The sequence below is a fragment of the Ectopseudomonas chengduensis genome (genome assembly GCF_900102635.1).
In the GTDB taxonomy this organism is placed as follows: Bacteria; Pseudomonadota; Gammaproteobacteria; order Pseudomonadales; family Pseudomonadaceae; genus Aquipseudomonas; species Aquipseudomonas chengduensis.
This window is the reverse complement of the sequence record NZ_FMZQ01000015.1, coordinates 35,663-56,631: the sequence shown is the minus strand read 5'-3', so window position 1 is coordinate 56,631 and position 20,969 is coordinate 35,663. Positions and strand designations below refer to the sequence as shown.

20 protein-coding genes and 1 pseudogene are annotated in these 20,969 nt (G+C 63.7%); 6 read left to right on the top strand and 15 right to left on the bottom strand.

What is annotated here, in order from left to right:
• Positions 1 to 33: 33 nt before the first annotated feature.
• From BLS08_RS20970 to lipB, 3 genes are all read left to right on the top strand, one after another.
• Positions 34 to 1,209 (top strand): D-alanyl-D-alanine carboxypeptidase family protein, encoded by a 1,176-nt coding sequence (locus BLS08_RS20970; RefSeq protein ID WP_090337381.1) that lies wholly within the window; start codon positions 34 to 36, stop codon positions 1,207 to 1,209.
• 62 nt (positions 1,210 to 1,271) lie between these two features.
• Positions 1,272 to 1,550: a DUF493 domain-containing protein gene (locus BLS08_RS20965; RefSeq protein ID WP_003463006.1), complete on the top strand. Its 279-nt coding sequence runs from the start codon at positions 1,272 to 1,274 to the stop codon at positions 1,548 to 1,550.
• Positions 1,551 to 1,555: 5 nt separating this feature from the next.
• Positions 1,556 to 2,173: a lipoyl(octanoyl) transferase LipB gene (gene lipB, locus BLS08_RS20960; RefSeq protein ID WP_084341550.1), complete on the top strand. Its 618-nt coding sequence runs from the start codon at positions 1,556 to 1,558 to the stop codon at positions 2,171 to 2,173.
• A gap of 158 nt (positions 2,174 to 2,331) precedes the next feature.
• On the opposite strand, the gene lipA is transcribed toward lipB, so the two are convergent.
• From lipA to leuS, 6 genes and pseudogenes are all read right to left on the bottom strand, one after another.
• Positions 2,332 to 3,384: a lipoyl synthase gene (gene lipA / locus BLS08_RS20955; protein WP_090337379.1), complete on the bottom strand. Its 1,053-nt coding sequence runs from the start codon at positions 3,382 to 3,384 to the stop codon at positions 2,332 to 2,334.
• 202 nt (positions 3,385 to 3,586) lie between these two features.
• A complete protein-coding gene (locus tag BLS08_RS20950; RefSeq protein WP_090337378.1) occupies positions 3,587 to 4,852 on the bottom strand; it encodes a lytic murein transglycosylase in 1,266 nt (421 codons plus the stop codon).
• 81 nt (positions 4,853 to 4,933) lie between these two features.
• Positions 4,934 to 5,080, bottom strand: a pseudogene (gene arfA, locus BLS08_RS20945) (alternative ribosome rescue factor ArfA); the annotation flags it as partial.
• Between the two features lie 270 nt (positions 5,081 to 5,350).
• Entirely contained in the window at positions 5,351 to 6,379 is a 1,029-nt protein-coding gene (gene holA / locus BLS08_RS20940) for a DNA polymerase III subunit delta (RefSeq protein WP_090337376.1), read from the bottom strand.
• 54 nt (positions 6,380 to 6,433) lie between these two features.
• A complete protein-coding gene (locus BLS08_RS20935) occupies positions 6,434 to 7,045 on the bottom strand; it encodes an LPS-assembly lipoprotein LptE (RefSeq protein ID WP_167375888.1) in 612 nt (203 codons plus the stop codon).
• A gap of 54 nt (positions 7,046 to 7,099) precedes the next feature.
• Positions 7,100 to 9,712, bottom strand: a complete 2,613-nt coding sequence (gene leuS / locus BLS08_RS20930) for a leucine--tRNA ligase (protein ID WP_090337374.1) — start codon at positions 9,710 to 9,712, stop codon at positions 7,100 to 7,102.
• A gap of 177 nt (positions 9,713 to 9,889) precedes the next feature.
• On the opposite strand from leuS, the gene BLS08_RS20925 reads away from it, so the two are divergent.
• Together BLS08_RS20925 and BLS08_RS20920 are read left to right on the top strand one after the other, a co-directional pair.
• Entirely contained in the window at positions 9,890 to 10,318 is a 429-nt protein-coding gene (locus BLS08_RS20925) for a hypothetical protein (RefSeq protein ID WP_090337373.1), read from the top strand.
• A 24-nt stretch (positions 10,319 to 10,342) separates the two neighbouring features.
• The gene (locus BLS08_RS20920; protein ID WP_090337371.1) at positions 10,343 to 11,113 is read left to right on the top strand and encodes a YdcF family protein; all 771 of its coding nucleotides are present in this window, start codon (positions 10,343 to 10,345) and stop codon (positions 11,111 to 11,113) included.
• Between the two features lie 82 nt (positions 11,114 to 11,195).
• On the opposite strand, the gene lnt is transcribed toward BLS08_RS20920, so the two are convergent.
• From lnt to BLS08_RS20890, 6 genes are all read right to left on the bottom strand, one after another.
• The gene (lnt, locus tag BLS08_RS20915; protein WP_055987261.1) at positions 11,196 to 12,719 is read right to left on the bottom strand and encodes an apolipoprotein N-acyltransferase; all 1,524 of its coding nucleotides are present in this window, start codon (positions 12,717 to 12,719) and stop codon (positions 11,196 to 11,198) included.
• A gap of 220 nt (positions 12,720 to 12,939) precedes the next feature.
• A complete protein-coding gene (locus BLS08_RS20910) occupies positions 12,940 to 13,779 on the bottom strand; it encodes an HlyC/CorC family transporter (RefSeq protein WP_017675494.1) in 840 nt (279 codons plus the stop codon).
• A 187-nt stretch (positions 13,780 to 13,966) separates the two neighbouring features.
• On the bottom strand, positions 13,967 to 14,422 hold the full coding sequence (gene ybeY / locus BLS08_RS20905; RefSeq protein WP_055987259.1) for an rRNA maturation RNase YbeY: 456 nt from the start codon (positions 14,420 to 14,422) through the stop codon (positions 13,967 to 13,969).
• Positions 14,415 to 15,407 carry a PhoH family protein gene (locus tag BLS08_RS20900; protein WP_055987457.1) on the bottom strand — a complete coding sequence of 331 codons (993 nt, stop codon included), beginning with the start codon at positions 15,405 to 15,407 and terminating at the stop codon, positions 14,415 to 14,417. Before BLS08_RS20900 ends, ybeY begins: the two co-directional genes overlap by 8 nt.
• 87 nt (positions 15,408 to 15,494) lie before the next feature.
• Positions 15,495 to 16,838: a tRNA (N6-isopentenyl adenosine(37)-C2)-methylthiotransferase MiaB gene (gene miaB, locus BLS08_RS20895; protein WP_055987257.1), complete on the bottom strand. Its 1,344-nt coding sequence runs from the start codon at positions 16,836 to 16,838 to the stop codon at positions 15,495 to 15,497.
• A 112-nt stretch (positions 16,839 to 16,950) separates the two neighbouring features.
• Positions 16,951 to 17,745: a hypothetical protein gene (locus BLS08_RS20890; protein WP_055987256.1), complete on the bottom strand. Its 795-nt coding sequence runs from the start codon at positions 17,743 to 17,745 to the stop codon at positions 16,951 to 16,953.
• Between the two features lie 209 nt (positions 17,746 to 17,954).
• On the opposite strand from BLS08_RS20890, the gene BLS08_RS20885 reads away from it, so the two are divergent.
• Positions 17,955 to 18,278, top strand: a complete 324-nt coding sequence (locus BLS08_RS20885) for a DUF1820 family protein (RefSeq protein WP_013717157.1) — start codon at positions 17,955 to 17,957, stop codon at positions 18,276 to 18,278.
• A gap of 104 nt (positions 18,279 to 18,382) precedes the next feature.
• Here the strand turns inward: BLS08_RS20885 and BLS08_RS20880 are convergent, their stop codons facing one another.
• The 3 genes from BLS08_RS20880 to hemL all read right to left on the bottom strand — a co-directional run bounded on the left by BLS08_RS20880 (position 18,383) and on the right by hemL (position 20,959).
• Complete coding sequence (locus BLS08_RS20880; RefSeq protein ID WP_017675490.1) at positions 18,383 to 18,931, bottom strand: tetratricopeptide repeat protein; 549 nt, start codon at positions 18,929 to 18,931, stop codon at positions 18,383 to 18,385.
• A gap of 106 nt (positions 18,932 to 19,037) precedes the next feature.
• A complete protein-coding gene (locus tag BLS08_RS20875; RefSeq protein WP_055987254.1) occupies positions 19,038 to 19,670 on the bottom strand; it encodes a DUF6962 family protein in 633 nt (210 codons plus the stop codon).
• The gene (gene hemL, locus BLS08_RS20870; RefSeq protein WP_055987251.1) at positions 19,670 to 20,959 is read right to left on the bottom strand and encodes a glutamate-1-semialdehyde 2,1-aminomutase; all 1,290 of its coding nucleotides are present in this window, start codon (positions 20,957 to 20,959) and stop codon (positions 19,670 to 19,672) included. Before hemL ends, BLS08_RS20875 begins: the two co-directional genes overlap by 1 nt.
• Between the last annotated feature and the right edge of the window lie 10 nt (positions 20,960 to 20,969).

The window sequence follows — 20,969 nt, the reverse complement described above, 5'->3', positions numbered from 1 at the left end:
CGTACAACCCAAGCAATGATTTTCGAGAGACGGATGAACATCACCAGCTTCGTGCAACGTGCTTCACTGGTTCTTACCCTTCTGGCCGCCCCCCTGGCCATGGCCAACCCGCAGGTGGTGCCGGCGCCGCCGCAACTGGCCGCGAAATCCTACGTGCTGATGGACGCCGCCAGCGGCAATATCCTGGTCGAGAACAACGCTGACGAGCGCCTGCCGCCCGCCAGCCTGACCAAGCTGATGACGGCTTACATCGCGACCCTGGAAATCCGTAATGGCAAGATCGGCGAGCAGGATCTGGTAACCATCAGCGAGCACGCCTGGCGCACAGGTGGCGCTGCGTCCGGTGGCTCCACCATGTTTCTGCCGGTGAACAGCCAGGCCACGGTCGACGACTTGCTGCACGGCATCATCATTCAGTCCGGTAACGATGCCAGCATCGCCATCGCCGAATACATCGCCGGCAGCGAAGATGCCTTCGCTGACATGATGAACGCCACTGCCGAACGTCTGGGCATGAAGAACAGCCACTTTGTGAACGCGACCGGCCTGCCGCATCCTGAGCATTACTCCAGCGCCCATGACATGGCGATCCTGGCCCGTGCGATCATCAATGAAGATGCCGAGCACTATGCGATCTACTCGCAGAAAGAGTTTCTCTGGAACAATATCAAGCAGCCCAACCGTAACCTGCTGCTGTGGCGTGACCGCACCGTCGATGGCCTGAAGACTGGCCACACTTCGGAGGCGGGCTTCTGCCTGGTCGCCTCGGCCGTACGTGATGGTTCGCGCATGATTACCTCGATATTCGGTACTGACAGCGAGCAGGCCCGCGCAGCGGAAACCCAGAAGCTGCTGACCTATGGTTTCCGTTTCTTCGAAAGCCGCACCTTCTATCAGAAAGGCGCCGAGCTGGCTCAGGCCACTGTCTGGAAAGGCACTGCGCATCAGGTCAAGGCCGGCCTCGCCGAAGACCTGACCCTGACCATGCCCAAGGGCCAACTGGAAAAACTGCAGGCCAGCATGACCCTCAACCCGCAACTGATCGCACCGATCCAGCAGGGCGATGTGATCGGCAAGGTCGAAGTCAAATTGGGTGACGAGGTGGTGCGCAGCACTGACCTGGTAGCGCTGGAATCGGTTGAAGAGGGCGGCCTGCTGCGCCGTCTGTGGGACAGCATTCGGATGTTCTTCTTCGGCCTTTTCAACTGACAAGCCTGGCCGCTCCTGATGGAGCGGCCCTTTTCTGGACGGGCCGCGAGCCCGCTGACGCCATGACCGATAACGACGTTCAAGCCCCTAAAATCGAATTTCCCTGCGAGCGTTACCCGATCAAGGTAATCGGCATTGCGGGTGAGGGTTTCTCCGATCTGGTGATCGAGGTGATCCAGCGCCATGCGCCGGATCTGGATGCCTCCACGCTGGTGCTGCGCGACAGCCGTAACGGCAACTTCCTCTCCGTGCAGGTGCTGATCACCGCCACCAGCGTCGAGCAGTTGCAGGCGATTCATGTCGACCTGCGTGCCACCGGCCGCGTGCATATGGTGCTGTGATAGCCATGCCCGAGCTTGTCGTCCGTCACCTAGGATTGGTCGACTACCAGCCCACGCTGGAAGCCATGCGCGAGTTGACCCGTGAGCGCGATGCACAGACCCCGGACGAAATCTGGTTGCTGCAGCATCCCAAGGTGTTCACTCAGGGCCAGGCTGGCAAGGCCGAGCATGTACTCGCCGCCGGCGATATTCCGGTGATTCAGGTCGAGCGCGGCGGGCAGGTGACCTACCACGGCCCCGGTCAGCTGGTGGCCTATCTGATGCTCGATCTGCGTCGCCTTGACCTTGGTGTGCGTGAACTGGTCACCGCCATGGAGCAAAGCCTGGTGGAGCTGTTGGCCAGCTATGGCATCGAGGCTGCGCCCAAAGCGGATGCGCCCGGTGTATACGTGGCAGGTGACAAGATCGCCTCGCTGGGGCTGCGCGTCAGCCGTGGCTGCTCGTTCCATGGTCTGGCGCTGAACGTCGATATGGACATGTCGCCTTTCCTGCGCATCAACCCATGCGGCTACGCGGGGCTGAAGATGGTGCAGATGCGTGACCTGCTGCAAGCGCCGCCCGTGTTCGACGAGGTGTCGCAACGTCTGGAACAGGCGCTGTGTGCCCGTCTGGGTTACGTGTAGGCTCATGCGAGCGAATGCGTAGGCGCGGCGCCCCGCCGCGAACCTCACAAAGCTTCGCCCCGGGGGGCTCCTACGCAGGCGCGTAGCCACGCATGCTTACTGACAGTAACGAAAAAGGGACGCCGAGGCGTCCCTTTTGTTTTCCGAGAGGATCTGTCTCAGTTCAGATTCAGCGCCGGAATCAGGCTGGCGTTGACCTCCTGGCCAGGCACCGGAACCGGAGCGGCGAGACCCAGGTTGTTCTTCTCGAACACGCGATCAGCGCGGTAGCTGGAACGCACCAGCGGGCCGGCAGCGACTTCCATGAAGCCTTTCTCCAGACCGATGTCGCGCAGGCGGTTGAATTCTTCAGGGCTGACCCAGCGTTGCACCTTGAGGTGGTTGCGCGTGGGTTGCAGGTACTGGCCGAGGGTGAGGATGTCCACGCCGATGGCGCGCAGGTCATCCATGGTCTCGAGGATTTCCTCGTCGGTTTCACCCAGGCCGAGCATCAGGCTGGTCTTGGTCAGCACGTCGGGGCGGTGCTTCTTGGCGTGCTCGAGCACCTTGAGGGTCTTCTCGTAGCCGGCGCGTGGATCGCGAACCAAATAGGTGAGACGTTTGACCGTCTCGACGTTCTGCGCGAAGACTTCGAGACCGGAGTCGACCACGCGCTCGATGGCCTGATGATCGCCATCGAAATCCGGGGTCAGGGCTTCGACCACCACCTGCGGGGTGTTTTCCTTGATCGCTCGCACGCAGGCTGCATAGTGGCCGGCGCCGCCATCTTCGAGGTCGTCACGGTCCACCGAGGTCAGCACGATATAACGCAGGGCCATCAGTTCCACCGACTTGGCAGTGTTCTGCGGCTCTTCCAGGTCAAGCCAGCCATTGGGGTTGCCGGTGTCCACGGCGCAGAAGCGGCAGGCGCGGGTGCACACCGAGCCCATCAGCATGATGGTGGCCGTGCCGTTGGACCAGCATTCGCCCATGTTCGGGCAGTGCGATTCCTGGCAGACGGTACTCAGGCGGTGTTCGCCGACGTTGCGCTTGACCGCCTCGAAACGGCTACCGCCAGGAGCCTTGACCCGCAGCCACTTGGGCTTGGGTTCGAACACCTGGGGTTCGGCCGAGGCGCGGCGCTTCTGACCATCCTTGATCGCGGTGATGCCTTGGGCGGTGCGAAATTTTTCGCCGCTGGCGACGGATTTGGGCGAGGAGGTGTCGGACATCGGAAATCTGGGCTCCGGTAGAGGCTCCGTGGGCAGGTGGCTTTTGGCCGCCGGCCAGTCTATCACAGAAGGTGTATGCAGACGCTGAGGCCGCCTGTCGACAAAACACCGCCAAGGCGTTTTTTGGGGGGGGCGTCGCTGTGACCGCTCGGCAAGGCGCTTGCCGATGATGGCAAGCCCCCCTGAGGTGTCAGTGCTGGATTCAGCGTGTGCGCAGCTGTTGCAGCTGTTGCAGCAGTTGGGTGTTGGGGTAGCCATCGGCTGGCCAGTTCAACTGCAGTTGCAGGGCGCGAATGGCCTTGCGCGTGTTGGCGCCGATGATGCCGTCGGCCGGACCCGGGTCGAAACCGGCCTGGGCCAGCAGCTCCTGCAGCTCGACACGTTCACTACGCCCCAACTGACGCTCACCCCGGGGCCATTGCCCCTTGATTTCGGTGCTGCGTAGCAGGTTGTCGGCGAGCAGGCCGATGGCCAGCGCGTAGGACGTGGAATTGTTGTACTTGAGGATGCTGCGGAAGTTATCCAGCAGCAGGAAGGCGGGACCTTGATGCCCAGCAGGCAGCTGCAGGCTGGCGCGGGAGCTCGCCGCTGCGCCTGTCGGTGCCAGCGGCCTTACGCCGAGCTCTGCCCATTCGGCCAGCGTACGGCGCTGATCCGGGTCGGCCAGGGCGTAGTCGAAGCCGCTTGGCAGGTTCACTTCGAAGCCCCACGGCTGGCCACGCTGCCAGCCGGATGCCTGCAGATAGTGGGCGGCCGAGGCCAGAGCGTCGGCCTGGGAGTTCCACAGGTCGCGCTTGCCGTCGCCGTCGAAGTCGACCGCATGCTGGTTGTAGGTGGTGGGCATGAACTGGGTCTGGCCCATGGCGCCGGCCCAGGAACCGACCATGCGTTCGCTGGGCACATCGCCGTTCTGCAGGATTTGCAGGGCGGCCAGCAACTGGGCACGCCAGAAGCCCTGGCGGCGACCGTCATAGGCCAGGGTAGCGAGGGAGCGGATTACGCTGTGGCTACCGATATTGTTACCGAAGTTGCTCTCCAGGCCCCAGATGGCCACCAGGATCTGCGCTTCGACGCCATATTGCTGCTCGATGCGTTGCAGCATGGCGTTGTGTTGGGCCAGCAATACCCGGCCGCGGCCGATGCGGCTGGAGGAGACGGCGCCGTCGAGATATTCCCACACCGGGCGAGTGAACTCGGGCTGACTGCTGTCTGCCTTGAGCACCGCAGGGTCAGGGGTGACGCCAGCGAATACGCGATCGAACAGCGCCGCGTCGATGCCGGCGGCAATCGCTTCGCTACGCATGGCCTGGCGCCAGTCGGCGAAACTGGGCAAGGTTGTTTCGGTTGCAGTCTGGACCGCTGCAGGGGCTGTGGCGGTAGGCAGATTTTCCGCCGGGGCCTGGGCGCAGGCCGCCAGCAGCAGAAGGGGAAGCAGAGCCAGGACGCGACGAGGAAGCTGGTGTGGCATGTCTATCTCAGGACGTTTAAGCAGGCGCTTACCTTAGCATGCTCGGGCAACAGGCAGGGCCATCAGTGAGTCAACATACCCCATAAAGCAAGAAGCCTCCCAATTGTGGGAGGCTTCGCGGCGGTAGCTGCCTTTGCCTTTCTGTGGTCGTTCCTGGCGGGAACGAAACAGCGGCTGGGCGACGATGGATTTGGCCTTGTTCGGCCGTTTGCCGGTTTTCTTGCTCATGGCATTTCCTCATGCAGACTGGCCTGCGCCAATGCAGGCGGCGAGGACTATGCGCCGCTGTTCAGAAAATGTCCAGACGGGGCGTAGGGCGGGTGCAACCCGCCATCATCGGGTGGCGGGTTGCACCCGCCCTACGGAGAAAGACGCAGCCGTTGCCCGGCCAGTTGCAGGGTCAGCTCGTAGGGTGGGCTTTAGCCCACCAACGGTGGTGGACGTGGGCTGAAGCGGATCGCCGCCCGGCCCACCCTACAAGGAAGCAGGCAGCAACAATTACAGGCGCAGGCGCTGTCCGGCTAACTGCAGGGTCAGCATGGCGAGCTCGCTCCACGGATCACCGGGCGCCTGACCCTTGATCTGCGCGTCGATCAACTGCGCCTGCTGCAACAGCTCGCCCCAACGTTTGCTGCTGTGACGCTGTAGGGCCTTGGAAACCAGTGGCCGGCGTTTGTCCCAGACGGGCGGGCGGGCGCTGGAGAAAGCCTTGTCCAAGGGGATGCCCTGGCTTTGCTGGTGGGCGATGCCGGCCAGCAGGCGAATCTCGCGCGCCAGCGCCCAGAGGATCACCGGGGTTTCCACGCCCTCGCCACGCAGGCCTTCGAGCATGCGCAGGGCATGGGTGGCGTCACCACCGAGGGCGCAGTCGATCAGGCCGAAGACGTCGAAGCGGGCGCTGTCGGCCACTGCTGCTTGCACGGTCTCGGCGTCGACCTGATTGCCTTCGGCGAGCAGCTTCAGCTTTTCCACTTCCTGGGCGGCGGCCAGCAGGTTGCCTTCTACCCGTGCGGCGATCATTTCCACCGCATCGGCGCTGGCGCTCAGGCCGGCCTGCGCCAGGCGCTGACGAATCCACTGGGGTAACTGGTTGGCGTCTACCGGCCAGATCTGGATGAACTGGCTCACCTGGCCGTCGATCAGGGCCTTGGCCCATTTGGATTTCTGCGTGCTGCCGTCGAGTTTGGGCAGGCTCAGCAAGAGGACGGTGTCCTCGGGCGGGCGGGCCAGGTACTCGAGCAGTGCGGCTGTGCCCTTGTCGCCTGGCTTGCCGGAAGGCAGGCGCAGTTCCAATAGGCGTTTCTCGGCGAACAGCGACAGGCTGGCGCCAGCCTGCAGCAGGTTGCCCCAGTCGAAGTTGGCTTCGGCATTGAACACCTGACGCTCGCCGAACCCCTGCTGACGGCAGGCGTTGCGGATGGCATCGGCCGTTTCCTGGCAGAGCAGCGGCTCGTCACCGCTGATCGCATAGACAGGCGCCAGTGCGCCCTGCAGGTGTTTGCCGAGTTGCGCGGGGGCGAGCTTCATCGAGGTGAGGTCATGAGGCGAGCGGGCAAGGGGCCGCAATGCGGCCCCGGCACCTTACTGGATCGGCAGTTCGATCGGCGACTGCTGCGGGGCGACCTGGCTCTCACGAGCCCGGCGCTGCGCTTCCAGTGCTTCGGCTTCGGCTTTGGCGCGGGCCTCGGCGGTCTGCTGCAACTGGTCGAGCTGGGCCGGGGTGATCTGCTGCAGGTTCTGCGTGAGCTGCTGGATCAGCTCGCGACGCATCTCGCTGCGCAGTTGCGCGGCTTCCTGATCCGAACCGGCCAGGTTGTTGTCATCCTGCTGGTAGTAGTTCTGCACTTCCACCTTGTTGCCGGTCAGCAGCAGGTTCTGTGTGCCGCGAATCTCGTATTCCAGGCCCATGGTCAGCTCGTACTCGGCGGTACGTGCGCCGCTGCTGTAGCTGGCGCCGCGACGATTCTCGGTCTCGCGGGCGATCACCAGCTTGTAGGGGGCGCCGGAGTAGACGCGAACGTCGTTGTTCTCCAGCACTTCACGTACTTGCTGCACGGTGTCGCCGTAGGCATCGCGCGCGCTGACGTCGAGTTCCTTGAGGGCGAACTGCACATCGCCGGTGCCACGCAGTTGGAAGCCGCATGCGCTGAGCAGGCCAGCCAGGCCGATGACCAGCAGATTCCGTTTCATCATTCTCATATCCCCTTGGCGGATCACGGCGCCACACATGTGTGGCGCCGAGCTTAATCAGTTGGCGACTATGTTGACCAGCTTGCCTGGCACCACGATGACCTTGCGAATGCTCAGGCCTTCGGTGAAGCGCAGGACGTTCTCGTTGGCACGAGCGGCGGCCTCGATGTCTTCGCGGCTGGCGCTGGCCGCAACGATGATCTCGCCGCGCAGTTTGCCATTGACCTGCACCACCAGTGTCAGGCTGTCCTGCACCAGGGCGGATTCATCGACCTGCGGCCATTGCGCATCGATCACCGCATCGGCATGGCCCAGGCGCTGCCACAGCTCATGGCTGATGTGCGGGGTGATCGGCGCCAGCAGCAGAGTGACGATTTCCAGACCTTCGTGCACCAGTGCACGGTCCTGTTCGGTAGCGGTGGCGGCCTTTTCCAGCACGTTCATCAGGGTCATCACCTGGGCGATGGCAGTGTTGAACTTGTGGTGCTGGCCGATATCGTTGCTGGCCTGCTTGATCGCCAGGTGAATGGCGCGGCGCACGGCTTTCTGCTCGTCGCTGAGAACGGAGACATCCAGCTTGCCCGGCAGGCCGGCGCTGACATGGCCCTGAGCCAGGCGCCAGACACGACGCAGGAAGCGGTTGGCACCCTCGACGCCGGCATCCGACCATTCGCAGCTCATATCGGGCGGCGAGGCGAACATCATGAACAGGCGGCAGGTGTCGGCGCCGTACTGGTCGATCATGTCCTGCGGGTCGACGCCGTTGTTCTTCGACTTGGACATCTTCTCGGTGCCGCCGATCTCAACCGGCAGGCCGTCGCTCTTGAGCTTGGCGCCGATGACCTTGGCCTTGGCGTCACGCTCGACCTCGACGTCGGCCGGGTTGAACCAGTCCTTGCCGCCGTTTTCCAGGGTGCGGTAGTAGGTCTCGGCAACCACCATGCCCTGAGTCAGCAGGTTCTTGAACGGCTCGTTGGAGGAGACCAGGCCCTCGTCGCGCATCAGCTTGTGGAAGAAGCGCGCGTACAGCAGGTGCAGGATGGCGTGCTCGATGCCGCCGATGTACTGATCCACCGGCAGCCAGTGGTTGGCCGCAGCCGGGTCGACCATGCCGCCCTCGTAGTGCGGGCTGGCGTAGCGGGCGAAGTACCAGGAGCTTTCCACGAAGGTGTCCATGGTGTCGGTTTCGCGTTTGGCCGGTGCGCCGCATTTCGGGCAACTGCACTCGTAGAACTCGGGCATGCGCGCCAGCGGGCTACCGGCGCCGTCCGGCACCACGTCTTCGGGCAGCACCACCGGCAACTGGTCTTCCGGCACCGGCACGTCGCCGCAGCTATCGCAGTGGATGATCGGGATCGGGCAGCCCCAGTAGCGCTGGCGGCTGATGCCCCAGTCGCGCAGGCGGAACTGGGTCTTGCGCGCGCCGTGCTCGCTGGCTTCCAGGTCGCCGACGATGGCGTCGAAGGCGGCGCTGAAGTCCAGGCCATCGTACTTGCCGGAATTGATGGTGGTCAGGCCGGCCTTGTCGCCGTACCAGTCCTGCCAGGTGCTGGCGTCGTAGTCCTTGCCCTCGCCGGTATAGACCTGCGTGATCGGCAGGTCGTACTTGTTGGCGAATTCGAAGTCGCGCTCGTCATGCGCCGGCACGGCCATTACCGCGCCTTCGCCGTAGCCCCACAGCACGTAGTTGGCGACGAATACCGGCAGTTTGTCGCCGGTCAGCGGGTGGATGACGAACTGGCCGGTGGCCAGGCCCTTCTTTTCCATGGTGGCCATGTCGGCCTCGGCCACGGAACCGGCCTTGCATTCGGCGATAAAGGCGGCGATCTGCGGGTTGCCTGCGGCAGCACGCTGGGCCAGCGGGTGTTCGGCGGCCACGGCGACGTAGGTGGCGCCCATCAGGGTGTCGGGGCGGGTCGAGTAGACCTTCAGTTGGCCGTCGATGCCGATGCTGGCGACGTCGTAGTCGAACACGATGTCGGCACCGAAACTCTTACCGATCCAGTTGCGCTGCATGGTCTTGACCTGCTCGGGCCAGCCATCCAGTTCATCCAGGCTGCTCAGCAGCTCTTCGGCATAGGCGGTGATCTTGAAGTAGTACATCGGGATTTCGCGCTTCTCGATCAGCGCGCCCGAACGCCAGCCACGGCCGTCGATGACCTGCTCGTTGGCCAGTACGGTCTGGTCCACCGGGTCCCAGTTGACGGTACCGTTCTTGCGGTAGATCACGCCCTTTTCGAACAGACGGGTGAACAGCCACTGTTCCCAGCGGTAATAGTCCGGCTTGCAGGTGGTGACTTCGCGCGTCCAGTCGATGGCCAGACCCAGCGATTTGAGCTGGGACTTCATGTAGGCGATGTTTTCGTACGTCCATTTGGCCGGCGCCACCTGGTTCTTCATCGCGGCGTTTTCCGCCGGCATGCCGAAGGCGTCCCAGCCCATCGGCTGCAGCACGTTCTTGCCCTGCATGCGCTGGTAGCGCGCGATCACGTCACCGATGGTGTAGTTGCGCACGTGCCCCATGTGTAGCTTGCCGCTGGGGTAGGGGAACATCGACAGGCAGTAGAAGGTGTCCTTGCCGGGCTGTTCGCTGACGACGAAGGATTTCTGCGCGTCCCAGTGGGACTGCGCGGCGGCTTCTATTTCACGGGGCGAGTACTGTTCGTGCATGGCTCTGGCGCTGAAGGAATGGGGCTTGCGGAAAACGTCGTAGCATACATGAGCGCCGTCTATCGAGGGAAACCCAGATTGCATGCGCACGCCGTTGGTCGCGGCGCAACGCTGCTTGCAGCGCCTTCGCTAAACTTTAGTCATGGCCCGCACATATCGGCTATCGCGAGGTGTCAAATGGCTGTTGCACGGCAAGCGGAGAGGGGAGATGGCCTCTATGGGCGACTGCTGCAGCGCCTTGCGCTGGCGCTGGAAGAGGCCGATACCGCCAGTCGCCTGCATGCCGAACCCCTTCGCGAACTGGAGCTCGATGGGCTTAGCCCGGCGGAGCTGGAGCTGATCCGCGCCTATCTCAACCGTGACCTGCATTGGCTGCGCGGCTGGCACGCGGCAGCCGAAGAGCTGGCGTTGATTCAGCGTCAGGCATTGCGCAGCGGCAAGGCGGCAGGCAGCAAGCCGATGGGCAGGCCCAAACCCCTGATGAAGCGTCGCCAGGCGCTCTGTTGCGCGTTGTGTGGGACGTCGGTGAGCTGGCATCGCGGGCAGGATGCGCAGGCGTGCCAGGCCTGTGGTTCAAAGCTGTTTCGCAGCGGCAATACCCGCTAGGATCAGGCGCCCCGGAGGTGCCTGATGCCGATTCGCTACATTCTCAAACAACTGCTGATGCCGCCCGGCATCCTGCTTCTGCTGATGTTGCTGGGCTGGTGGCTGCGTCGCCGTTTTCCCCGCTTGGCTATGGCCTGTTTGCTGATGGGCTTTGGTGGGCTGTGGCTGATGAGCTTGCCAGCGGTGATGCAATGGAGTGCAGGCCTGCTCGAACGTGAGCCTGCGCTTGAAGAGGCGCAGTGGGCGACGCTGGCGCAGCGTGTCGATGCCATCGTGATTCTTGGCGCCGGACGTGAGCAGAACGATCCAGGCTGGGGCGCAACCGATCAGCCTGGGCTGATGGCCCTGGAGCGCCTGCGCTATGCCGCGCGCCTGGCGCGTGCATCCGGCCTGCCAATGGCGGCCAGCGGTGGCCTGCATTACGGCCAGCCACCCAGCGAGGCGGCGCTGATGGCCGATGCCATGCAGCGTGATTACGGCCTGGACATTCGCTGGCGCGAAGAGCGCAGCCGCACCACCTGGGAGAATGCCGCGTTCAGCGCCGAGTTGCTGCAGCCGCAGGGCGTGCGTCGTGTGGTGCTGGTTACGCAGGCCTGGCACATGCCGCGTGCCCGCCGGAGTTTCGAGCAGGCCGGCTTCGAGGTGATCACGGCGCCGATGGGCTATCTCAGTGCCGGCTATGAGCGCCCGCTGGGTGGCTGGCTGCCGGAGTCACGGGTTATCTGGCAGAGCAGTCAGTTGCTCAACGAAGCCATCGGCTTGTTGGCCTATCCCATCGTCTACGGCAAGCAGTAGGGCGTACTCACCGCAGGCAGTACGCCTGCGGATTTTGCGTTCCGAGGGCTGGCGGGCTGCTCGCTTCGCTCGCGAGACCGCCCTACAGGGTCTTGGCCATGCGGCTGGCCAGCAGTGCCCAACCCAGCAACAGGGCGCAGAGAATCGCCAGCGGCCAGATGCGCCATTGCAGATAAGGTGTGAGTCCCTGCATGGGCAGCACTTCGCCATAGAGCACGCCTTGTTCGAACTGCGGCAAGCCGAACTGGATACGGCCCTGCGGGTCGATCACCACGGTCATGCCGTTGTTGGTGGCGCGGATCATCCAGCGTCCGGCCTCGAGCGCGCGCATCTGCGCCATTTGCAGGTGCTGCAGCGGGCCGATGGAGGTGCCGAACCAGGCATCGTTGCTCACCGTCAGGAGGATTTCGCTGTCCGCTGCCAGTGCTGCGGCGAACTCCGGGTAGACCACTTCATAGCAGATGAATGGTGCGATGCGATGCCCCTTGGCTAGCAGCGGTGGCTGGTCGGCCGGGCCGCGGGCGAAGTCGGACATGGGCAGGTCGAAGAAAGCAATCAAGCCGCGCAGCACTTCCTGCAGGGGCACGTATTCGCCGAATGGCACCAGCTTCTGCTTGAGGTAGGTGCCCTGGCCTTCGCCGAAACTGGTGATGGCGTTGTAGTAACGAATCTCCCCGCGCTCGTTGGACTGCCGCACCGGCACGCCGGTGATCAGCGCACTGTTGCGGTCACGGGCGAAGCGATCCATCACGCCGATATAGCCCTGGGCCATGTCCTTGAGCACCGGGATCGCCGTTTCCGGCCAGACCAGAATATCGACCCGCTCGGCACTGAAACTGAGGTCACGGTACAGCGCCAGCTGCGCGTTGAGCTGGGCCGGGTCCCATTTCAGGTTCTGCTCGACGTTGCCTTGCACGGCGGCGACCGTAAGGCTGCTGCCTGCGGCTCGGGTCCAGTCGTGATCCTTCAGCGCCAGGCCGGCGAGCCAGGGGCTCAGCAGCAGGAGCAGGGCGCAGATGTAGCGCGGTTTGTGCGGACGCAGGCGCTCCAGGTTGATGATCAGCGCGGCCGACAGGGCGATGACGAAGGATGACAGCCAGACGCCGCCGACGGGCACCAGACCGGCCAGCGGTCCGTCGAGCTGGCTGTAGCCGGCATACAGCCAGGGGAAACCGGTGAGGAACCAGCCGCGCAACACTTCTTGGGTGACCCATAGCGCGGCGAACGCCAGGGCGTCGGCCAGTGGCGCTTCGTTGCGGCGTATCCAGCGCGCCCAGAGAGCGGCAGTCAGGGCGAAGAACAGGCCCAGGCCGGCGACGAAGCCCAGGGTGAGAATGCCGGCCAGTGCCGGTGATGCAGCACCATAGTCATGGATGCTGACATATACCCAGCTGGTACCCGCGGCGAACAGCCCGAAGCCATAGCTCCAACCGCGCAGCGCTGCCTGGCCGGGGCGCAGGTGGCGCAGACCGAAATAGAACAGGGCAATGGACAGCACGGCCAATGGCCAGAGGTCGAAAGGGGCGAGCGCCAGGGTGGTCAGGGCGCCTGCACCGCAGGCGAGCAGGTGACCGGGCCAGCCCGGACGAGTGATCCATTGCAGCATGAGCGGGTCCTTGGGAATCGGGGTGGCGCAAGGGTAGGGGCAGGCAGTGGCAGGCGGCAAGTGCCAGGGCTGTTCTGAAAAAGCCATTTATCGCCACTCCCGCAGATGCGGGAGCCTAGGTGATTCGCAGGTTCTGGATGCGCGCCTGCGCGGGTATGACGGCTTTTTCAGTGCCGGATGCATCCGGGGAGGCTCGGTTGCCATCCCCGGATAGCAGCCGTCAGCGGCTGACTGGCGTCAGGCGCAGCAGGTGGATGCGACGGCTGTCGGCGTTGAGCACGCGGAAGCGAAACTCGCCGATCTCGGTAACTTCGTTGCGCTTGGGCAAGTGGCCGAACGCGCTCATCACCAGACCGCCGACGGTGTCGTACTCGTCGTCGGAGAACTGGCTGTCGAAGGTTTCGTTGAAGCTGTCGATGGGCGTCAGTGCCTTGATCAGGTAGTCGCCGGAGGGCAGCGGCTTGATGTAGCCGTCTTCCTCGACATCGTGCTCGTCCTCGATGTCACCAACGATCTGCTCGAGCACGTCCTCGATGGTCACCAGGCCGGCGACGCCGCCGTATTCGTCGATGACCACGGCCATGTGGTTGTGGTTGGCGCGGAATTCACGCAGCAGCACATTCAGGCGCTTGGACTCGGGCACGAAGGTGGCCGGTCGCAGCAGGTCCTTGATGTTGAAGTTGGGTTGTTCACCCTGCAGGATCAGCGGCAGCAGATCCTTGGCCAGAAGGATGCCGATGACGTCGTCGAGGCTCTCGCCGACCACCGGGTAGCGCGAGTGCGCTGCGTCGATGATGGCGGGCAGGAATTCGCGGGGCGTCTGGCTGGCCTTGATGCTGATCATCTGCGAGCGCGGCACCATGATGTCGCGTACCTGCAGGTCGGCGACCTGAATGGCGCCTTCGACGATGGCCAGTGCTTCGCTGTCGAGCAGCTTGTTCTGGTGGGCTTCGCGCAGGACTTCCAGCAGTTCCTGGCGGTTTCTCGGCTCATGAGCAAAAGCCTGGGTCAGCTTGTTGAACCAGGACTTCTGCTCGTTGCTCGATCGGTCTTCGCTCATGGCGTTTTACTCGGGGTCCTTGTCAGGAAAAGTTATTGGCTATCTACGTGTCGGCTGTTGAGGTCGCAATCAGGCTTTTGTAGGAGCCGCGTGCTCGCGGCGAAGGGATCGGGCGCACCGATGTCGTGCTGTCGCCACGATCCTTTCGCGCCGGGGCGGCGCTCCTGCATAGCGTTTCATGATCACGTCATTCGTCTTCCGCATAAGGGTCAGGATGACCCAGTTCGGCGAGCAATTGTCGTTCCAGTTCTTCCATCTCGAGGGCTTCGTCTTCCTCGATATGGTCATAGCCCAGCAGGTGCAGGCAACCGTGGATCACCAGGTGGGCCCAGTGCGCTTCCGGTGTCTTGCCTTGCTCGGCAGCTTCGCGCTCGACCACCGGTACGCAGATCACCAGGTCGCCCAGCAGCGGAATGTCGAGGATGCCGTCAGGAATCTCGGCAGGGAAGGATAGGACGTTGGTAGCGTAGTCCTTGTGCCGCCAGGTGTGGTTCAGCTCGCGGCCTTCGGCTTCATCGACCAGGCGGATGGTCAACTCGGAGTCGGCCGTGCGCTGGCGCAGCGCCAGTTCGCACCAGCGGCGCAGCTGCGCTTCGTCCGGGTGCTGGCCGTCAGTGGCCAGTTGCAGGTCGAGTTCAAGCATCGTGGCTGTCGACCTTGCCGTGCAGGCGCGCGTCGTGGCGCTCGTAGGCTTCGACAATGCGCTGCACCAGCGGGTGACGCACCACGTCCTTGGGCTTGAAGTGGGTGAAGCTGATGCCGGGCACGTCGCGTAGCACGTCGATCACGTGGGTCAGGCCGCTCTTGGTGCCGCGCGGCAGGTCGACCTGGGTGATGTCGCCAGTGATCACGGCGGTGGAGCCGAAACCGATACGGGTGAGGAACATCTTCATCTGCTCGACGGTGGTGTTCTGACTCTCGTCGAGAATGATGAAACTGTTGTTAAGGGTGCGGCCGCGCATGTAGGCCAGCGGTGCGATCTCGATCACCTGCTTCTCGATCAGCTTGGCCACGTATTCGAAACCGAGCATCTCGTAGAGCGCGTCGTACAGCGGGCGCAGGTAGGGGTCGATCTTCTGCGCCAGGTCACCGGGCAGGAAGCCGAGCTTCTCGCCGGCTTCGACCGCCGGACGCACCAGCAGGATGCGTCTTACCTGCTCGCGCTCCAGGGCGTCCACCGCGCAGGCCACGGCCAGGTAGGTCTTGCCGGTGCCGGCCGGGCCGATGCCGAAGTTGATGTCGTTGTCGAGGATGGCCTTGACGTAGCGCTGCTGATTGACGCCGCGTGGCTTGATAACGCCCTTCTTGGTGCGCAGGGTCACCTGCGGCGCATTGCTGGGGTTGGCCAGCTCTTCGACGCCGGATTCCTGCAGGTACAGGTGCACCAGGTCGGGGGACAGCTCGGTGGCTTTGGTTTCGCGGTACAGCTTGCGCAGCAGGGTTTCGGCGGCCTGGGTCTTTTCGGCGGCGCCAAGCATCTCGAACTGGTTGCCACGGTTGCGGATTTCCAGACCGAGGCGCTCTTCGATCAGGCGCAGATGCTCGTCGAACTGGCCGCAGAGATTGGCGAAACGGCGGGCCTCGAAGGGTTCGAGGGTGAAACGATGAGGTTCTAGAGAGGTGTTCAAGGTGATGGTGTGATCGTCACTTGTCTGGGTATTGAAAGGCAGCATAACGCTGGGCGCCGACAACGCAAAGTGGGGGCGCCCGCTACGTTAGTGGAGGGTGTCGGCATCCAGCAGGGTGCCGCGCAGCGAATGGGGCAGGGCGTCGTCGATATGCACGTCGACGAACTGACCGATCAGGCGCGGATTGTCGCAGCGGAAATTGACGATGCGGTTCTGCTCGGTGCGGCCCTGGAGCATGCCCGGGTCCTTCTTCGAGTAGTCGCTGACCAGGATGCGCTGCACTGTGCCGACCATGCGCCGGCTGTTCTCGAAACCGTTCTGGTTGATGCGGTGCTGGAGCAGGGCCAGGCGCTGCTTCTTCACCTCGTCCGGGGTGTCATCGACCAGATCGGCGGCCGGGGTACCGGGGCGCGAGCTGTAGATGAAGGAGAAGGAGAAGTCGAAACCGACGTCCTCGATCAGCTTCATGGTCTGCTCGAAGTCCTTCTCGGTCTCGCCGGGGAAGCCGACGATGAAGTCGGAGCTGATCAGGATGTCCGGCACGGCGGCGCGCAGCTTGCGGATGCGCGACTTGTACTCCAGCGCGGTGTGGTTGCGCTTCATTGCCGCGAGGATGCGGTCGGAGCCGGACTGCACCGGCAGGTGCAGGTATTTGACCAACTGCGGGATCTCGGCATGGGCGGCGATGATCGCGTCGGAGAACTCCAGCGGGTGGCTGGTGGTGTAGCGGATACGCTCGATGCCATCGAGCGCGGCCACGGCATGCAACAGCTCGGCGAAATCGGCGATATGGCCGTCCGGCGCTTCGCCACGGTAGCCATTGACGTTCTGCCCGAGCAGGGTGATTTCCTTCACGCCCTTCTCGGTGAGGGAGGTGATTTCCATCAGCACGTCGACCAGCGGGCGGCTGACTTCCTCGCCGCGGGTGTAGGGCACCACGCAGAAGGTGCAGTACTTGCTGCAGCCTTCCATCACCGAGACGAAGGCGCTGGGGCCGTCGACGCGCGGTTCGGGCAGGCGGTCGAACTTCTCGATCTCGGGGAAGCTGATGTCCACCTGCGCGGTCTTGGTGGTGCGTGCGGCGTCGATCATTTCCGGCAGGCGGTGCAGGGTCTGCGGGCCGAAGACCACGTCGACATAGGGCGCGCGGTCGCGGATCGCCGCGCCTTCCTGGCTGGCCACGCAGCCGCCGACACCAATTACCAGGTCCGGGTTGGCCAGCTTCAGCTCACGCCAGCGGCCGAGCTGGGAGAACACCTTGTCCTGCGCCTTCTCGCGGATCGAGCAGGTATTGAGCAGGATCACGTCGGCGTCTTCGGGCTTTTCCGTGACCTCCAGGGCCTGATGCTCGCCCAGCAGGTCGACCATGCGCGAGCTGTCGTACTCGTTCATCTGGCAACCGTGGGTTTCGATATAGAGCTTCTTGGTCATGGCACTGTCTGAGGTGGTTAAAAAATGACCGCGCATTATAGGGGAGAGGCGGGCGACAGGCTACAGTGGCGGGTAAGCGTGCAGAGCAAAGCTGGATTGGGGCAATAAGCGCTCAACGTGTCCCCGAGAAGTCCTGTTCTGGTACCAATTCGTTTCCTTTCAGCAAATACAGGGTGTCGATCAAGTCATAGGCTGTGCCGCCGTAGCAGTCTCGTCCCTCGCCTTGTAGGCGGATGCGGTATTGGCCGTTGTCCTTGGACACGCGCAATGTCTGGATGCTGCAACAGCGCGAAGTGTCGGCGAGTGAGCTGGTGATGTCGTCTTTCGAGGGGCTGAGCTGTCGCAGGGGTTTTCCATGTTGCCATTCCTCTAACTTGGGGCAGCTTTCCGCTTCAGTTACAGGTAGAAGCACCAAGCAGCGGTCTGCAGCGGTGGCAACGCTGGCCAGGGCCCCGCGCACAGGTTGAGGACAAGGAGGCGATCTGTAAGCGCTCAGTCGCTTTTCATGCGCGGCGCCGCATAGCTGTTGATTGGTTTCCAGCGCGCGGTGGAGCCTGTATTCATTTTCCAGGTTCTGCCGGATGTCTTGAAAACTGGCGGTATTGTTGATCAGTCGTCCGAGCAGAACGAGGCAATCCTGTTCGCGGCCAGCTTTGAGGTAGGCAAGTGATAAGTCACTACGCAGCCAGTACCAATCGGCATCAAGGGTTTCAGGGCGGCAGGCATCCTGCTGTTGTTTGGCTTGCTCCAGGCGAGCGATAGCCCCCTCGTAATCGCCTCGGGAGAAGAAGTCGTTGACCAATGGACGATGAATGGCCTGTGGCGAACAGTTGGCTTCTGTCGCGTGTATTGGGAGTGCCAAGGTAATGGTGAACAGCAAGAGATAGCGAGTTAGACGTCTTGTCATGAGTGGCTTCCTTAGTTAGCGAATATTATTACCGGCAGTGCTGTCTGGAGTAGTGAACGGTGTTCCGTTTGCGGAACGGTATGTGGATGAGGCTTTTCCTGGCCCGGCGGGCTACTCGCTGCACTTGTGAGGCCGCCCTACGGTGTGGGCTCGGCACCTGCCGCCTTGTGCTATCCTGCGCGCCCTGTTTTTCCTGACTTCGAGTCTTCATGAGCAAGCGCGATCCCATCTACAAGGTGATTTTCCTTAACCAGGGCCAGGTGTACGAGATGTACGCCAAGCAGATCTATCAGAGCGATCTGTGGGGCTTTCTGGAGGTGGAGGAGTTCGTCTTTGGCGAGCGCAGCCAACTGGTGGTCGATCCCAGCGAGGAGAAGCTCAAGGCCCAGTTCGAGGGGGTGGTGCGCAGCTTCGTGCCGATGCACGCGATCATCCGCATCGACGAGGTGGAGCGCCTGGGCACGGCGAAGATCAGCGAGGCCAAGGGCGGCGGCAATGTGATGCCGTTCCCCATGCCGATGCCGGACAAGTAAGCGGCGGCTGCACGGGATAAGGTAGGGTGGGCTTCAGCCCACCGCCTCAAGCGTAGAGTCATGCGGTGGGCAGAAGCGCATCGCCGCTCGGCCCACCCTGTGGGTCAGGGCAGCGGCGAGAAGGGCGAGCGACCTTCGGCGGTCTGCAGTTCCAGCAGGTAGCTGCGGAATATCTGGCCCAGCACCTGGCTGGCGATTTCCAGTTCATCGCGACGCATCTGCGCCGACACCAGGTCGGCGCTGTCCATGGCTTCGTCCGAGCCATTGACCGACGCCATCTTCAATACGATGTAAGCCTGCACGTTGTTGGCCGGTACGCCTTCGCCACGGAAGAACATGGTGCCCAGGCGCAGCTGCGCTTCGGCGTGGCCCTGCAGCGAGGCGCGCTCGAACCAGGTCAGGGCCTGCTTGAAATCGCGTGGGGTACGTTTGCCGTCGTAGTAGTACTCACCCAACTCATAGGCGGCCTGCATGTTGCCGGCGCGCGCCATTTCCTGGCAGCTGGCCAGGGCATCGGGCATCTCTTCGGGGGAGGCGTTCAGCGCGCAGCTGCCGCTGGCGGGGATCAACAGCGAATTACCGCCTGCGAATGCAAACAGCGGGAGGAAAAGCAACAGGCAGCCCAGGGACAGGGTGCGGCCGGTGCGGTTCATCTGGATAACGGGACCTCGGCAGTTCAGGGCGGGTGACGTGCCCGGTCGGCGCAAAACGTGCCGACCCTCGCATTATGGAATAAACCGCGCGCTTGTTACAAAGGCTTTACCCGGTCTGTCGTTTCGCACTTCCCGGTAGGCTCAGCAGCAGCCAGGCCAGCAGCGGGTAAGCCGGTGCCAGCAGCACGTGGAACAGGTCGATGCGGCGCAGCGGCCCGATCACGCCTTCGGTGCCGACTGCCACACCGGCCAGCAGGAACAGGCCCACCACCACAGCTGCGCTGATCGCTGGCGCGCGGCGCGGCCATTGGACTGCGCCGGCATAGAGAATCAGCACCAGCGTGGCCAGGTTCAGCGCCAGGCGGTAGTCCTCCATATAACCAAGCTGGCGGAACAGCTCGAAGAAGGCGCACAGGCCGAGCAGGATTCGCCCCCAGTTCGGTCGACTCCAGGCCCAGCCACGGCCCAGCGCCAGTGCTGCGGCACCGAGTAGCGGCAGGCCGAGAAAGCTGCTGGCCTGCGAGAGCCACAGGTGCGCGGCCTGCCAGCTTGGGTCGAAGCCGTAGCGAATCACGCCGACGCTGGCCGCCGCAGCCGGCAGCAGGAAGCCGAGCAGGGCGCAGAACAGCGCCGGCTGATCGCCCTCCCCGTAGCGACCGCGTGCCCGGCCGATCAGCCACACACAGGCAGCGCAGGCCAGGGCCAGCAACGCGTCACTGAAGGCCGTGCTGTACTGCATCAGGCTTTTTTCAGCTCGGCGAAGGCGCGCTCGGCGGCCGCGAAGGTGATTTCCAGCTCCTTTTCACCATGGGCGATGGAGGTGAAGCCCGCTTCGAAGGCGCTCGGCGCCAGGTACACACCGCCGTCCAGCATCAGGTGGAAGAAGCGATTGAAGCGTGCGCTGTCGCTGGCCATCACGTCGGCGAAGGTGACGATGTCGTCGGCGCCGCTGAAATACAGGCCGAACATGGCGCCCGCCTGGGTGGTGACGAAGGGGATGCCGGCGGCATCGGCGCGCTGCTGCAGGCCATCGAGCATGCGCGTGGTGTAGTCGCTCAGCTCGGTGTGGAAGCCCGGACGGCTGATCAGCTTCAGCGTGGTCAGGCCGGCGGCCATGGCCAGCGGGTTACCCGACAGGGTGCCGGCCTGGTAGACCGGGCCGAGCGGGGCGATGCACTCCATGATCGCGCGCTTGCCGCCGAAGCAGCCCACCGGCATGCCGCCGCCGATGATCTTGCCGAAGGTGGTTAGGTCCGGGGTGACGCCGTAGTGCGCCTGGGCGCCGCCAAGGGCGACGCGGAAACCGGTCATCACCTCGTCGAAGATCAGCACCACGCCGTGCTTGTCGCACTGCTCGCGCAGGCCTTCGAGGAAGCCCGGCGCCGGTGGCACGCAGTTCATGTTGCCGGCCACCGGCTCGACGATGATGCACGCCACTTCCTTACCCACCTGCGCCAGGCATTCGGCCACGGCGTCGATGTCGTTGAACGGCAGGGTCAGGGTGTGCTTGGCGAAGGCCGCCGGCACACCCGCGGAGTTCGGCACGCCCTGGGTCAGGGCGCCGGAGCCGGCCTTGACCAGAAGGCTGTCGGAGTGACCGTGGTAGCAGCCCTCGAACTTGATGATGCTGTCGCGGCCGGTGTAGCCACGGGCCAGGCGGATGGCGCTCATGGTCGCCTCGGTGCCGGAGCTGACCATGCGCACCATCTCCATCGACGGCACCAGCGAGCAGACCAACTCGGCCATCTCGGTTTCCAGCGCGGTCGGCGCACCGTAGGAGAGGCCGTGCTGCAACTGACGACGCACCGAGTCGAGCACGTCCGGGTGGCTGTGGCCGAGGATCATCGGGCCCCAGGAGCCGACGTAGTCGACGTAGCGCTTGTCGTCTTCGTCCACGACGTAGGCGCCTTCGGCGTGCTTGAAGAACAGCGGCGTGCCGCCGACGCTGCGAAAGGCGCGCACTGGCGAGTTGACGCCGCCGGGGATGTGTTTCTGGGCGTTGGCGAAGAGGATTTCGGAACGGGACATGGCAGGTCTC

Excerpts from the sequence above, each read along its gene's own strand:
- BLS08_RS20935 (WP_167375888.1), bottom strand. The coding sequence starts at position 7,045 with ATGATGAAACGGAATCTGCTGGTCATCGGCCTGGCTGGCCTGCTCAGC.
- leuS (WP_090337374.1), bottom strand. The coding sequence starts at position 9,712 with ATGCACGAACAGTACTCGCCCCGTGAAATAGAAGCCGCCGCGCAGTCC.
- BLS08_RS20890 (WP_055987256.1), bottom strand. The coding sequence starts at position 17,745 with ATGACAAGACGTCTAACTCGCTATCTCTTGCTGTTCACCATTACCTTG.
- BLS08_RS20950 (WP_090337378.1), bottom strand. The coding sequence starts at position 4,852 with ATGCCACACCAGCTTCCTCGTCGCGTCCTGGCTCTGCTTCCCCTTCTG.
- BLS08_RS20910 (WP_017675494.1), bottom strand. The coding sequence starts at position 13,779 with ATGAGCGAAGACCGATCGAGCAACGAGCAGAAGTCCTGGTTCAACAAG.
- BLS08_RS20885 (WP_013717157.1), top strand. The coding sequence starts at position 17,955 with ATGAGCAAGCGCGATCCCATCTACAAGGTGATTTTCCTTAACCAGGGC.
- miaB (WP_055987257.1), bottom strand. The coding sequence starts at position 16,838 with ATGACCAAGAAGCTCTATATCGAAACCCACGGTTGCCAGATGAACGAG.
- ybeY (WP_055987259.1), bottom strand. The coding sequence starts at position 14,422 with ATGCTTGAACTCGACCTGCAACTGGCCACTGACGGCCAGCACCCGGAC.
- holA (WP_090337376.1), bottom strand. The coding sequence starts at position 6,379 with ATGAAGCTCGCCCCCGCGCAACTCGGCAAACACCTGCAGGGCGCACTG.
- lipA (WP_090337379.1), bottom strand. The coding sequence starts at position 3,384 with ATGTCCGACACCTCCTCGCCCAAATCCGTCGCCAGCGGCGAAAAATTT.
- lipB (WP_084341550.1), top strand. The coding sequence starts at position 1,556 with ATGCCCGAGCTTGTCGTCCGTCACCTAGGATTGGTCGACTACCAGCCC.
- BLS08_RS20925 (WP_090337373.1), top strand. The coding sequence starts at position 9,890 with ATGGCTGTTGCACGGCAAGCGGAGAGGGGAGATGGCCTCTATGGGCGA.
- BLS08_RS20875 (WP_055987254.1), bottom strand. The coding sequence starts at position 19,670 with ATGCAGTACAGCACGGCCTTCAGTGACGCGTTGCTGGCCCTGGCCTGC.
- BLS08_RS20920 (WP_090337371.1), top strand. The coding sequence starts at position 10,343 with ATGCCGATTCGCTACATTCTCAAACAACTGCTGATGCCGCCCGGCATC.
- BLS08_RS20970 (WP_090337381.1), top strand. The coding sequence starts at position 34 with ATGAACATCACCAGCTTCGTGCAACGTGCTTCACTGGTTCTTACCCTT.
- hemL (WP_055987251.1), bottom strand. The coding sequence starts at position 20,959 with ATGTCCCGTTCCGAAATCCTCTTCGCCAACGCCCAGAAACACATCCCC.
- lnt (WP_055987261.1), bottom strand. The coding sequence starts at position 12,719 with ATGCTGCAATGGATCACTCGTCCGGGCTGGCCCGGTCACCTGCTCGCC.
- BLS08_RS20965 (WP_003463006.1), top strand. The coding sequence starts at position 1,272 with ATGACCGATAACGACGTTCAAGCCCCTAAAATCGAATTTCCCTGCGAG.
- BLS08_RS20880 (WP_017675490.1), bottom strand. The coding sequence starts at position 18,931 with ATGAACCGCACCGGCCGCACCCTGTCCCTGGGCTGCCTGTTGCTTTTC.